The sequence below is a fragment of the Sulfitobacter sp. 1A15106 genome (assembly GCF_043556995.1).
Lineage (GTDB): Bacteria > Pseudomonadota > Alphaproteobacteria > Rhodobacterales > Rhodobacteraceae > Sulfitobacter > Sulfitobacter faviae.
The window spans coordinates 13,595-26,854 of sequence record NZ_JBIFFM010000004.1 but is presented as its reverse complement, the minus strand read 5'-3'; the positions used below and the strand labels follow the sequence as shown (position 1 = coordinate 26,854).

13 protein-coding genes are annotated in these 13,260 nt (G+C 63.0%); 8 read left to right on the top strand and 5 right to left on the bottom strand.

The annotated features are described in order from the left end of the window. Nucleotides 1–39: 39 nt before the first annotated feature. On the bottom strand, nucleotides 40–807 hold the full coding sequence (locus ACGYKA_RS07140; protein WP_271689220.1) for a PRC-barrel domain-containing protein: 768 nt from the start codon (nucleotides 805–807) through the stop codon (nucleotides 40–42). A 92-nt stretch (nucleotides 808–899) separates the two neighbouring features. Then, complete coding sequence (locus ACGYKA_RS07135; protein WP_271689219.1) at nucleotides 900–1,916, bottom strand: sodium:calcium antiporter; 1,017 nt, start codon at nucleotides 1,914–1,916, stop codon at nucleotides 900–902. 205 nt (nucleotides 1,917–2,121) lie between these two features. Between ACGYKA_RS07135 and ACGYKA_RS07130 the strand changes: the two genes are divergently transcribed. From ACGYKA_RS07130 to ACGYKA_RS07095, 8 genes are read left to right on the top strand one after another with little or no spacing between them, the layout of a single operon-like run. Continuing rightward, the gene (locus ACGYKA_RS07130) at nucleotides 2,122–2,733 is read left to right on the top strand and encodes a gluconate 2-dehydrogenase subunit 3 family protein (RefSeq protein ID WP_394411109.1); all 612 of its coding nucleotides are present in this window, start codon (nucleotides 2,122–2,124) and stop codon (nucleotides 2,731–2,733) included. Further along, entirely contained in the window at nucleotides 2,733–4,517 is a 1,785-nt protein-coding gene (locus tag ACGYKA_RS07125; protein WP_394411112.1) for a GMC family oxidoreductase, read from the top strand. Before ACGYKA_RS07130 ends, ACGYKA_RS07125 begins: the two co-directional genes overlap by 1 nt. A 22-nt stretch (nucleotides 4,518–4,539) precedes the next feature. Then, nucleotides 4,540–5,358: a c-type cytochrome gene (locus tag ACGYKA_RS07120; RefSeq protein ID WP_394411115.1), complete on the top strand. Its 819-nt coding sequence runs from the start codon at nucleotides 4,540–4,542 to the stop codon at nucleotides 5,356–5,358. Between the two features lie 8 nt (nucleotides 5,359–5,366). Continuing rightward, nucleotides 5,367–5,867, top strand: coding sequence for a c-type cytochrome (locus tag ACGYKA_RS07115; RefSeq protein ID WP_394411117.1), 501 nt, complete (start codon nucleotides 5,367–5,369; stop codon nucleotides 5,865–5,867). Next, nucleotides 5,864–6,805, top strand: a complete 942-nt coding sequence (coxB, locus tag ACGYKA_RS07110) for a cytochrome c oxidase subunit II (RefSeq protein ID WP_394411120.1) — start codon at nucleotides 5,864–5,866, stop codon at nucleotides 6,803–6,805. Before ACGYKA_RS07115 ends, coxB begins: the two co-directional genes overlap by 4 nt. Then, nucleotides 6,802–9,339, top strand: a complete 2,538-nt coding sequence (ctaD, locus tag ACGYKA_RS07105) for a cytochrome c oxidase subunit I (protein ID WP_394411123.1) — start codon at nucleotides 6,802–6,804, stop codon at nucleotides 9,337–9,339. Before coxB ends, ctaD begins: the two co-directional genes overlap by 4 nt. Continuing rightward, on the top strand, nucleotides 9,336–9,665 hold the full coding sequence (locus ACGYKA_RS07100) for a hypothetical protein (protein WP_394411126.1): 330 nt from the start codon (nucleotides 9,336–9,338) through the stop codon (nucleotides 9,663–9,665). Before ctaD ends, ACGYKA_RS07100 begins: the two co-directional genes overlap by 4 nt. An 18-nt stretch (nucleotides 9,666–9,683) precedes the next feature. Continuing rightward, the gene (locus ACGYKA_RS07095; RefSeq protein WP_394411129.1) at nucleotides 9,684–10,400 is read left to right on the top strand and encodes a cytochrome c oxidase assembly protein; all 717 of its coding nucleotides are present in this window, start codon (nucleotides 9,684–9,686) and stop codon (nucleotides 10,398–10,400) included. 5 nt (nucleotides 10,401–10,405) lie between these two features. Here ACGYKA_RS07095 and ACGYKA_RS07090 read toward each other — a convergent pair whose 3' ends face one another. From ACGYKA_RS07090 to ACGYKA_RS07080, 3 genes are read right to left on the bottom strand one after another with little or no spacing between them, the layout of a single operon-like run. Further along, nucleotides 10,406–11,047 carry a potassium channel family protein gene (locus ACGYKA_RS07090; RefSeq protein ID WP_394411131.1) on the bottom strand — a complete coding sequence of 214 codons (642 nt, stop codon included), beginning with the start codon at nucleotides 11,045–11,047 and terminating at the stop codon, nucleotides 10,406–10,408. Nucleotides 11,048–11,057: 10 nt separating this feature from the next. Then, nucleotides 11,058–12,527, bottom strand: a complete 1,470-nt coding sequence (locus tag ACGYKA_RS07085; RefSeq protein WP_394411134.1) for a TrkH family potassium uptake protein — start codon at nucleotides 12,525–12,527, stop codon at nucleotides 11,058–11,060. Nucleotides 12,528–12,563: 36 nt separating this feature from the next. Beyond that, a complete protein-coding gene (locus ACGYKA_RS07080; protein WP_394411136.1) occupies nucleotides 12,564–13,259 on the bottom strand; it encodes a c-type cytochrome in 696 nt (231 codons plus the stop codon). Between the last annotated feature and the right edge of the window lies 1 nt (nucleotide 13,260).

Sequence of the window (13,260 nt, the reverse complement as noted above, 5' to 3'; positions counted from 1 at the left end):
TTGCGCCTAATTCCGAGGTTGGCCCGCGCGGCCAGTGGCTCAGTTGTCCTCTTCCCAAGGCTCCATTTCCTGCAATTGCTTCTCGGTCGCCGAGACATAGGCCCGCAGATCGTCCCCGCCCAAACGGCGCAACTCGATCATATCCAGCGGCACAGCGACCTGCGTTTCGCCCAAGCCAAGGAAGCCGCCGATGTCGAGGATCACCATTTTGATCTGGCCATCTTCGCTAAAAGTGACCTGCGAAATTTCACCGATCCAATTGTCGTTCTGGCCAAAGACCGCGAGCCCGAGGAATTCTTCGGAATCCAGATCGCTCAATTTAACGATCTCGATCTTCTCACCGCCCTCACGCATATCGGCAGCGCGCAGGCGCACGTCGTCTTCGTTGTATTCAGGGGCGGCTTTCAGATCTTCTTTCTGGCCGGTATAGAGCAGAAAGAACTCGTTCTCTTCATCCGCGTCCGGCAGGAAACGCAGATCATCAAGGGACAACACCCGCGTCGCCCCTTTGCCCAGAAATCCGCCCGCATCGACGATGATGCCGCGCAGTGTTCCGTCGCGGGTGATGACCACTTCGGACACCTGCCCGGCCATGGTCCAGCCTTCCATCGGCTCTTTCAATTCTTCGAGGTCGATATCGGCCAGCGGCGCATCCTTGGCGGGCAGAAACATCTTGTGGCCATTCAGGCTCGACAGGGCGATCATCGTGTCTTGGGGAATGAATTGCGGTGTCTCAGTCTCGGATCGCAGTGCCGTCGCGGCGAGGCTGCCAATCAGCGTAATTGCTAGAAGCGGCGCATTTCTCATGACTATCTCCTGCTGAAAATTCGGGCGGGCGAGGCCGGTAGCATCATGGGGATAACGGTAACTTGATGAGATAGTTCCCTTGTTACGTGAATTTACAAGACCTGCACCGCCAGCGCGCCTGCGTAGATCACCAACAAGCCGATGCTCTCCCAACCGATCCCCTTGCGCTGGCGAAAGATCAGGCCAAGGATCAGAACCGCCGTCATCATCATCGCCACGGTGAGCCAGAACAGGTCATCCGCCGTGATCGCGTGATAGAGCGAGCCGTCCCGATACCCGATGTCCGACAGGGTCAGGAACAGCGTGTCGAACGTATTGCCGCCGATGATCCCGCCCACGGCCAATTGCAGCGCCCCGCGCCGCACTGCGACGAGGGTGGTGACAAGCTCGGGCAGAGAGGTGAGCACCGCCGTCATCGTGGCCCCCACCACGGTATCCGACAGGTCGAACCGGTCCGAGATTTCCGCCGCAATCCGCGCCACGGCGAAGCCGGAAAGACCCATGAGCACCAGCAAAATCAGAAAGGGCACGACCAATGCGCCCACGGGTTTCTCGGCCTCTTCGTCGTCCTCCGGCTCATCCGCGCGGGTGTCCGAGGTGGATACCGGATGCCACATCGGCTCTTCCCGCAGCCGGGCGGTGGCCCGCATGCCATAGGCGTAGAGCGCGAACAGCGCGACACTGGCGGGATGGACACCCCAGAACGCCACCTCCGGCGCGGTGAAGGCCATCAGCGGCACCGTCAGCAGAAGCAGCAGCAGCCCCGCTTGAAAGACATTCGCCAGATCAGCTGCCGCATGTTCGAGGTTGGCCCTACGGTAAATCATATCCGCTAAGGCCAGAAAGGCCGTCTGCGCCGCGATCCCCCCGATGCCGTTCGAAAAGGCCAATGAGGCCCGCCCGTCCAGCGCCGAGGTCAGTGAGACGACGGTGCCAGACATGGAAGTGGCCGCGCCGAGCAAAGCCGCGCCAACCAGCGCCTCCCCCCAGCCGGTCCGGTCCGCGATCTGGTCGCTGAGCCCCGTCATACGGTAGCCGGTCACGAGAATGATAAGCCCGGCGAGGCCGCCAAGAGCGAAGAGGATCGGGGTGGAAAGGCTTGCAAACATGCCCGGTCAACGCGCGAGGGGGCGATCCGTTCGCGAATTAGTGAAAAAGTTCACAAAGTTCCGGAACCCCACGGGAAGTTTACCGTTGATGTGATGCAGACCAAAATTTCAAGCGGAGCCGCAATTTATGGCAAAGCTCTTTTCACGGCGAGCTATTTTAGCCCAAATCGCACTTGGTACAGGTGCCGCGACAGTCGGATTGCCGGTGCAACACGCCTTTGCCGCCCGCGATGATCGGCCTTGGGCGTTTTTCACAAATGACGAAGCGCGGTGGATGGCCGCCGTGGTCGATGTTTTCATTCCCCAAGATGAGTTTCCCTCGGCCTCGCAAGCCGGTGTCGTCGACTTTATCGATTACCAGATGGCCACGGCCTATGGCGCGGGGAAAGGGCTCTACCTTGAGCCACCTTTTCCAGATGGGGCCGTGGCCGAACAGGGATATCAGCTTGAATTCACACCGGCCCAACTTCTCCGCCAGGGGATAGAACAGGCGCGCCAATTGGGGGATTTTGCCACGATGGATGCCACTGCCCGCGCCGATCATGTCGAACAACTATCGAACCGGGATGATTTTATAGGCACTCTGATCGCCGAATTGTGGAAGCTGACACGGCAGGGGTATTTCGCCGATCCAATCTATCTGGGCAATCATGATTACGCTGGCTGGCGCATGGTCGGGTTCCCGGGGGCGCATGCCTATTACACTGAGCGGGTGGATGAACACGAACGCTCGGTCACGCCGCCGCCGCGTGGCATTGCCCATGATCGCGGCGGCTCCCCCTACCCGCCGCGTGCGATTGGCGGAGGTTCTGAGTAATGGCACCCAGAAAACTTCCCAAAACAGATGTGTTGATCATCGGCGGTGGCTGGACCGGCCTGACTGCCGCCTACGAGTTGGCCCATGCCGGACAGCGCTGCGTCGTGCTGGAACGCGGCAAACAACGCCATACCGCCACATCTTTCGGCGCGCCCGAGGAGCATGACGAGCTTAAATACGCCCACCGTTACGAGCATATGGTCGACGTCAAGAAAGAGACGCTGACCTTTCGCAATAACCGTGACCAGCAGGCACTGCCGATGCGGCGGCTGGGGTCGTTCCTGCCCGGATCGGGCCTTGGCGGCGCGGGCATCCATTGGAACGGCCAGCTATGGCGGCCCCTGCCCTCTGACCTTGAGATGCGCAGCCACTACGAGGAACGCTACGGCAAGGATTTCGTCGGCCCCGAGCTTAGCATTCAGGACTGGGGCGTCACCTATGACGAGCTTGAACCCCATCTCGATTTCTTCGAACGGATTTGCGGAGCCGCCGGGCAGGCTGGCAATCTAAACGGCGAGGCGCTTGCCGGGGGGAACGTTTTTGAGGGGCCGCGCAGCGCGGATTACCCCAACCCGCCAATGCGCCAGCCCATCTCCAACACGCTTTTTGGCAAGGCGGCTGAGCGGATGGGGTTGAACCCGTTCCCCATGCCTTCGGCCAATGTGACCAAAGCCTATGTGAACCCCTATGGCGCGCAGCTGCACCCTTGCACCTATTGCGGCTTTTGCGAGCGTTTCGGCTGCGGCTACTACGCCAAGGCCGACCCGATCATCTGCGTCTATGACCGGATCAAGGACCACGAGAATTTCGAAATCCGCCTGAACGCGCAGGTGCTGCGGATCGAGAAAAGCGAAGACGGCAAGACCGCCACCGGGGCGATCTATCTTGATGAGAACGGCGAAGAGATCTTCCAGCCTGCCGATACGATCTGCATGAATGCCTATGCCCTGTGGAACGTGCATCTGATGCTCGTCTCCGGCCTTGGCAAACCCTATGACCCTGAGACCCGCACCGGCGTCGTTGGGCGCAACTACAGCTATCAAACCGTGGCCGGGGTCGATGCCTTCTTCGACGACAGCGTGAAAACCGACCCCTATATGGGCGCGGGCGCGCTCGGCGTGGTGATCGACGATTACAACGGCGACAATTTCGACCATAGCGATCTGGGCTTCGTCGGCGGCGGCTATATCGCCTGCAAACAATACCATGGCCGGCCCATCGGCTATCAGCCGGTGCCCGAGGGCACGCCGAAATGGGGCGCGGAGTGGAAACGCGCGGTGCGCGAAAACTACAACCATCACGCCGATTTGGTGGTGCATGGCTCTTCGGTCTCGACGCCCGAGAATTACCTCGACCTCGATCCGACATGGACCGATGCCTACGGCCGCCCGCTGCTGCGCATGACCTTCGATTTCCCCGAGAATGACCGCAAGATGTCGGACTATGTGATGCAGCGCGCGATGGAGGTCGCCCGCGAGATGGACAATGTGACTTCCGTCAGCGGCAGCAACAACGCGGCGATCGACAGCCACTATGACATCGTCCCCTATCAGACCACCCATAACGTCGGCGGCGCGGTGATCGGCACCGACCCCGAAACCAGCGTGGTCAACCGCTATGGCCAGATGTGGGACCATCACAACGTCTTTGTTTTCGGTGCCTGCCTGTTCCCGCAGAACCTTGGCTACAACCCCACAGGGCCGCTGATGGGCCTCGCCTATTGGACGCTTGAACACATGAAACGCGACTACCTGCCGAACCCCGGCCCCTTGATGGATGCCTAAGACAGATCGAAAGGACCGCCCCATGACATTCCGTACCGTTCTGACGACCTGTAGCGCGATCGCCGTTCTCGGCATTTCCGCCGGTTTCATCCGCGCCCAGAATTACGAGGCCGCCCCCGGCATTTCGGCGATGGAGCAACGTTTGCAAGACGACGTTCTGCGCTTCAACGCGACGGTGAACACCGAGGTCGACGACGATGTGCTGGAGCTGGGGCGGCTGGTCGCGATGGGCGGGTCAGAGGCGGGCGACAGCGGCATGGCCTGCATCACCTGCCACGGCGGCGATGGCGCAGGCGACGGTTCGGGCGCCTTTCCACGGCTGGCCGGTCAGGCCGGGTGGTACACCTATAAGCAGCTCAAGGACTATGCCTCGGGCGACCGGCAGAACCGCGTCATGTCGGGCATCGCCAAGAAGTTGACCGAAGGAGAGATGGAGGCCGTTTCGGCCTATTACGCGACGATCTCGGCCCCTTATACCCCGCCTTTGGGCGATGTGGACGGCATGACCCTGCAATGGGGCGGCCAGCTTGGCGCTGTCGGCTCGGCTGAGCGGGGCGTGCCCGCTTGTGTAAATTGTCACGGGCCAAGCGGCCTCGGCAACCCGCCCTCGGTCCCGTACCTTGCCGGGCAATATGCCAGCTACATGGCGCATCAATTGCAGATGTGGAAAGAGGGCAAGCGCGACAACGACGTGGACAACGTGATGTCCGCCATCGCCAAGAAGATGACCCAGAAAGACATCGAAGCCGTCAGCGCCTATTACAACCGTGTCCGCCCGACGCAGCCGCTGCCGCCCGAAACCTCACCTCTGTTGGAGCCTTCAACGGCGCCGACGCAGTGAGCTGAGGCATGCGCGTCTTCACCGTCATATCGGTTCTGCTGCTGACCGGCCTCGCGATGGTCTGGTCGGCCCTGCCGCCGCAAAGCAGCCTTGCCGCCGCTGTGTCAGGACCGATCCGAGAAGCCTCGCGGCAGGTGTCGGACTGGGCCCGGATCAACATTCGCCAAGAACTGGTGGAAAAGACCCCGGATTACGAAGCCGCCTCGCGTCGGTTTCTGGATGCCGACCCGCAGCGCGGGGTTGCCCTAATCCGGCTTCATGGCTGCGGCGCTTGCCACCGCGTGCCGGGGCTGCGCGATGCCCAAGGCACCGTTGGCCCCGACCTGCATGATTTCGCCCGACAATCCTATGTCGCGGGCGTTCTGCCGAACCGCCCCGGCGATCTGACCCGTTGGTTGATGAACCCGCCCGCCCATAGCCCTGAGACCGCCATGCCGAACCTTGGCCTGAAACGTGACGAAGCGCGCGACATTGCCGCCTATCTTCTGGGATCGGAGGTGCGCGAATGAGCGAGACCGCACAGTCCACGCTTGGCGAATACGGCGTGCAATCCGCCCTCGCGCCAGAGGGGGTCGGCGCCACGGCGATCAACGGGCTGACTATCGGCATGACGGTCGCTTTCGCCGTGGTCTTCGTGCTGCTGCTGCTCTTCGTCTGGGGCGTCCTCGCCGGTAAGCTCGCGCCGCGCAAATGGTGGATCTGGGCGGGGGGCATTGCCCTGCCGCTCGTCTCGGTTCTGATCCTGATGGGCTTTTCCACCGTCATTCTGCAACGCATCACCTTGGAAGACCCAGAAGCGCTGGTCATTGAAGTGACCGGCAAGCAATTCTGGTGGGACGTGGTCTATGACCCCGAAGGCTGGGCCATGCGCGGCGCCAATGAGATCGTCATTCCCAAAGGCCGCCCGGTAACCCTTCGGCTGAAATCGAGCGACGTGATCCATTCCTTCTGGGTGCCCAAGCTTACCGGCAAGATGGATATGATTCCGGGCCGGGTGAACAGCTTGCCGGTCATGGCGACCGAAACAGGGCGTTTCCGCGGGCAATGCGCTGAGTTTTGCGGGCTGTCGCACCCCAAGATGGCCTTTGAGGTCGTCGTGATGGAGCCCGAAGACTTCGACGCTTGGATGCAGCGCAGCAGTGGCGAGGCGCGAGACGCGGCCACCACGGAGTTGACCCGCGGGCGCGATGTCTTTGTCGAGGCGGGATGCCCCGCCTGCCATACCATCCGCGGCGTGGCTGAGACCGGAACGCTTGGGCCCGACCTGACCCGCGTGGGCGCGCGCGGCAGTCTTGGCGCGGGGATGTACCGCATGAACCAAGGCACGCTCGCGGGTTGGATCGCGGACCCGACCGCGATGAAACCGGGGGCCAAAATGCCTTCTTACAACCATCTGCCGGGGCCCGACCTGCGCGCGCTCTCGGCCTATCTGGCGAGCCTTAAATGACGGACCGTAAAGCATATGTCGTGGATCTGCCCGAGGATCAGACCTATTCCGGCAGCGCCAAGGGCGCGCCTGACAAGGGGTTCGAGCAGATTTGGGATTACCCGCCGGGCATCCGCTATCTATCCTCGGTCAGCCACCGGGTGGTGGGCAAACGCTTCCTCGTCACCGGCTTCGTCTTTTTCCTGATCGCTGGTTTCCTCGCCCTGCTGGTACGCACCCAGCTCATCGTGCCGGACAACACCTTCCTCGATTCCGAGACCTACAATCAGGTCTTCACGATGCATGGCACGATCATGATGTTTCTCTTCGCGATCCCCATGCTTGAAGGGTTCGCGGTGCATCTCATCCCGCTCATGGTGGGCGCGCGCGACCTCGTGTTTCCGCGGCTCGGGGCATTTGGCTATTACTGCTACCTGTTTGGCGGCATCATCGTGCTGTCGTCCTTCGTCTTCGACGCCGCCCCCGCGGGGGGCTGGTTCATGTATGTGCCGCTCTCGACCAGCGCCTATACGCAAGACCTCTCGGCGGATTTCTGGCTCATCGGCATCACCTTCGCTGAGATCGCCAGCGTGACCGCGGCGGTGGAGATCATCGCCGCGATCCTCTGCACCCGCGCGCCGGGGATGAGCCTCACCAAGATGCCGATCCTGATGTGGTATCTGCTGATCACCGCCTTCATGATTGCCGTGGGCTTCCCGCCGCTGATCATCGGCTCGATCCTGCTGGAGGCCGAGCGCCTTTTGGGTCTGCCCTTCTTCGACATCGCGCTTGGCGGCGATCCCCTGCTCTGGCAGCACCTGTTCTGGCTTTTCGGTCACCCTGAGGTCTACATCATCTTCCTGCCCGCCGCGGGCATGGTGGCGACGATGCTGCCGACCTTCGTGGGCAAGCCGCTTTTCGGCTACGGGTTTGCCGTGGCGGCGGTGGTGACGATGGGCTTTCTCAGCTTCGGCCTCTGGGCGCACCACATGTTCGCCACGGGCCTGCCGGTGATGTCGCTGACGCTGTTCTCCGCCGCCTCTACGATGGTGGCGATCCCGACGGGGGTGCAGATCTTCTGTTTCCTCGCCACGCTGGCACAGGGAAAGCCGCGGATGGAGGTGCCGATGCTCTTCATCCTCGGGTTCCTGTTCATCTTCGTGCTGGGGGGCCTCACCGGCGTGATGGTGGCCGCCGTGCCCTTCAACCTTCAGGCCCATGACAGCTACTTCGTGGTGGCGCATCTGCACTACGTGCTGATCGGCGGCTTCGTCTTCCCGATGTTCGGCGCGCTTTACTACTGGATGCCGCATTTCACCGGGCGGATGATGTCGGACACGCTGGGCCGCTGGGTCTTTTGGCTGATGTTCATCGGGTTTAACGTAACCTTCTTCATGATGCATCTCACGGGCATGCGCGGCATGCCGCGGCGGATCGCCAGCTACCCCGAGGGGCTGGGCTGGGACCGGCTTAACATGCTGTCGTCGATCGGCTCTTACATTCTCGCCGCGGGCGTGTTGCTCTTTGTCTTCGACTTCTTTTGGCACCAGCGTCACGGGCTGCGCGCGCGGCGCAACCCCTGGGGCGCGGGCACGCTCGAATGGCTCTCTCCGCCAATCCCGCCGGGGTTCAACTTCCACGCCATTCCCACCGTCCGCTCGCGTGAGCCGCTCTGGGATCAGCCCGAGTTGCTTGACCGCCCGGCGCATAAGGTCGAAGGGGCGCTGCGCCCCACCACCGACCACCGGCGCGAGACCATGGGCAATGACCCCGTGACCGGCGCGCCGATGCAGATCGTGCGCCTGCCGCATCCGACATGGGTGCCGCTGATCACGGCCTTCGGTCTGGCGCTTGGCTTTGGCGCGACGCTGGCTTCGGCCTATTGGCTGGTGGCGGTTGGTTTCGCCATCGCGCTGGCGGGGATCACCGCGTGGATTTGGGAGCCGTCGGACAGCGGCGTGCTGCGCGACAGCGGCTTGGGCAAACTGCGCCTGCCGGTGAATATCGTCGATCCGCGCAGCCACCTGCATTTGGCGGTGGTGGGCACGATGCTGATCTCCGCCGCGCTCTTTGCCTCCTTGCTCTTTGCCGGGCTTTACCTGTGGAACACCCAGCCCCATTGGGCCGAGACGACACCCGCCGCTGATCCGCTCATGGCGGGTCTGGCAGCCCTCGCCGCTCTGGGCCTGCTGCTGTTCAGCTGGGCCAGCCGCCGGGCGGCCTATGGGGCCAAGGTCAATTCAGTCATCGCCGTCGATCTGGGACTGGCCGTGGGGGCCATCGCCTTGGGCGCGCTGTTGTTCCTGTCGATCCAAGAGGTCGATCCCTATGGGTCAGCCTATGCCGCCGTGGGCTGGGCGCTCTTCGCCTTCGTGGCGGGATACCTTGCCGTGGTGCTCTACTGGTCGCTGATCAATGCGCTGCGCAAAGCCGTGGGCGCGGTCCAGCCGGGGCAGATGCTGCCCAACCTGCTCATCGCCACATTCGCCAAGGTGGTGGCCATCATGGGCGGGGTCACGGCGGCGGCCTATCTGCTGGCAGGAGGCGCGATATGAAAGGTCTGACCAAAGGTATCGCGAAACCGGCCCTGCTCTGGGCGCTGCACTTCACGCTGATCTACGCGCTGATCTCAGCCGCCTGCGCGCCGCGCGCACTGCTGGGGCAGGACCACTTGCTGATCATCGCCGTCGTGCTGACGCTTGCCATGGCGATGGTGCAAATCTTTTGGATGTGGCGGGGCGCACATAGCGGTCGGCGGTCGGACCTGAACCGGGATGAGACCGCCCTTCTGCGCGCGGGATGGTGGACCGGGCTGATCTCGCTCATCGCCACGCTGGCCAATCTAACCCCGGTGCTGATCCTGCCCGGCTGCCACGGATAGAGAGAGAGGAGACCCCTCATGCAACAGGACGCCTATACCCCATTCTGCGGCACACCGCCCCTCCCCGGAGAGCTTTTGACCCGCTGGACCCTCAACCCCTTTCTGCTGGTCGGGCTGCTGGCATTCGCGGCCCTGCTCTGGACGCGGGCCGAGCGGCGGGGCCAAGCGCTGAGCGGTGCGGCGCTGGTGGCGTTCTTGTTCATCTCCCCGCTCTGCGCGGCCTCGATGGCGCTGTTCTCGGCCCGGGTGGGGCAGCATATTCTGCTCACGCTGATTGCCGCACCGATGATCGCGGCGGCGCTGCCGAAGGTACGGCTGCCGCTCTGGCCCCTCGCCTTGGTCTTTGCCTTGCTGTTTTGGGGGTGGCACAGCCCGACGCCCTATGCGGCGACCTTGCAGTCCGACCTTGTCTATTGGGCGATGCATCTGTCGCTGACAGGCTGCGCGATTGCGCTCTTCATGGGGTTTCGCGGTGCCGGGGCGCAGGCGGCGGTGCCTGCGGTCTTTACCGCAGCACAGTTGACCGCTTTTGCGGTGACCCTCACCCTTGCCCCCACGGTGTGGCATGGCTGGCACGAGCTGACCGCCCTGCCCTATGGGCTTTCCGCCTTGGCTGACCAACAACTCGCGGGCGCGCTGATGTGGGTCGCAGGCGGCGGGCTATTCATGGTGCTGGTGGCGCTTCAGGTTCGGCAACTGCTGCGGCATGACAGCTTGGCCCAAAGCGCGGGCTGAGCGGGTCAGCCTGCCGCGAAGGCTTCGGTCAGGTCTTCCTGCCTGTCACGCGGCAGCACCACGATCAGAACGTCGCCCTCTTGCAAGGTGACATCCCGCCCCGGCAACTGCTCTTCCCCGTCGCGGATCAGCGCGACAAGCCGGCCTTGGCCCGGCAGGTCCAACCGCTCCCCGGCCAAACGCTCGGGCACGGTGACACGGGTCAGCAGCAGATCGTCCTGTAGCAGCGGCTCTTTCATCGCGTCGTCATCGCCGGTCAGCATATCCACGATGTCTTCGGCGACTTTGGCATGGGGGTTGATCACATCGTCCAAACCCAATTCGCAACAGACCCGCAGCAGCGCATTCGAGGTGATCTGCGGGATCACCCGGCCATAGCCGATAGAGCGGCCAATGAGCGCCGCCAGAATGTTTATCTCGGAGGCGTTGGTTACGGCGATGCACACGTCGTCTTCGTCGCGAAAGGCTTCGCGCAGCACGTCTGGGTTGCTGCCGTCACCCTCTATCATGCCGCAGTCGATCCGCTCTGCCGCCTGCTCCAACAACTCGCGCGACTTGTCGATCAACACGACCTCGCGGTCGGTTTCGATCAACTCCTCCGCAATGGCGAGGCCAAAGCTCGACGCGCCGATGATGACGATACGCATGGGTGATCTCCTAACTTGGGCGGGTCCAACTGCGTGGCAGCAAAAGCGCCAGCACCGCGATGAATTCCAACCGGCCCAGCCACATGGCAAAGGCGACCGAGAGTTTCAGATCGCCGGGCATGTCCGCCCCCACCGCCCCGGTCGAGAGGCCCACAGTCGAAAGCGCTGAAATCGTGTCGAACAAAGCGGGCAACGGGGGGTAGCCATGGGCCACGAAGTGAAACCACAAGAGCCCCGCAAAGCTAAAATAGATGAGCACCAGCGCCAAAAGCGACACAACCGCTTCGGTCGAGACGGGCCGGCCACTGTGGCGCAGGGGGGCGATGGCATGTTCGGTCAGCCGCACATGCTGCACCGCATGGACCACTGCGCCAATACAGACATGCAGACGGCTGAGCTTGAGCCCCCCCGCCGTCGATCCGGCATCGCCGCCCCAAAGCATCGCCAGCAACAGGATAAGCAAGGCCGGACCGGCATCATAGACCGGCCCCGTGGAAAACCCCGCCGTCGTCAGCCCCGAAATCAGGTTCAGCGCATGGGCGTAGAGGCTGAGCTCGCGATCTTGGGAGGTGGTCAGCACCGCAGCAAGGTAAATGACCAACGCCAGTGCAATCGCCACCAGCACCCGCTGGACCGAGCCGAGCTTCCAAGCCTCACGGTGCCGCCCCTGGCCGACAAAGACAAAGACCAGCAGCGATATCGCGCCCAAGACGCAGGACAGGATAACCATACCCTGCCCCAGCGGAGAATAGCTCGCCAGACTGTCGGCGCGCGGCGAAAATCCTGCGGTCGAGATGGCGGCGAGGGTCAGCACCAGAGCCTCGCGCCAATCAGGGATCACCAGCATGGTCAGCAGCACCATGACCAAGGTCAGCGCGCTATAGACGGTCAGAAGCTGCCGCGCCTGCTCTCGGGTCGATGAAATTCGATCCCCCTGCTGGATATCGACCCGCCCCAAACGCCGCGCAGGTCGCCCCCGCGGCAGCAGTAGGGCCAGCACCGCCGTAGCGATCACCAGACCTCCGCACCATTGCATCCAGCCGCGCAGGACGTGCCCCGCGAAAGGCCAGCTTTCCGCCTCTTGCGCGACCGTAAGGCCGGTGGTGGTGATGCCGCTCACCGCCTCGAAAAAAGCATCTATGGGGGGCATGCCAAGGATGACGAAAGCGGGTGTGGTCAACAGCGCGGCGATGAGAAAGACCAAGGCCACGGTCATCATCGCCTCCATCCCGCGCAGATCATCAGGCAAGGGGCGGGACCGCACCGCGACATGCACCGCGCCCGAGAGAGCCACCGGGGCGAGCAGGACCAGTGCCAGCAGTAAATCTCCCTCGGCCAAGGCCCAAGCGCCGGGCGGCAGGCACAGCGCGCCAAAAATCGGCGCGTGTTTGCCGAGGGTCAGAGCAATCACACGCGGCCGCGCGACGGTCATCACGGTCGAGGATCCCGACCGGAAGAAAGAGGCCGGGCGAATTGCCATCAGCTTAGGGCCATCTGTATCCGTGGTGGTGTAGCATTATTCCGCATCAGGCGGCGTCTGTTGGTAGTATAGGGCAACCGCACGGATTTCCTCATCGCTAAGCGATTTTGCGATGTCTTCCATGACGTTGAGCGGCCCATTTGCCCGGTCGCCGTTCTGCCAAGCCACCAGTTGATCGGCGATATACTGCGCCGATTGCCCTGCCAAACGCGGGATCGCCGCGCCGCTTGTGTCGCTGCCACCGTGGCATTGGTTGCAGGCTGGCACGCTGTCACTGCCAGAGGCCGCAAGCGCGCCGCCCTGTTGCACCACATCCGTCGGGGCACCGTGATCGAACTTGGACAGTTTCGGCGCGACGGAGGCGTAGTAATCCGCCACGGCCAAACGCTCTTCTTCAGTCAACTGGGTGGCGATGGGCACCATGATCGGGGAAAACCGTTCACCCGCCATGAAGGCCTGAAGCTGCGCTTCGATATAATCGGCGGGCAACCCGGCGAGACCGGGCATCTCGCCCAAGCCCGCGCCTGCGTCATCCAGCCCGTGGCAGGCCATGCATTTCATGCCGACACCGCCCTGCTGCGCGCCACCCGAGGCGACGGTGCGGCCCAAAGCGGTATCGGGGGCACGTTCCACGCCGCCATCATCGGCGTCGTGGAAGAGCGGTGGCGGAGACTGCGCCGCGGCAGCACAGGCGATGAAGGTGGCAAAGGGAACAAGAATTAGAAGTCGCATG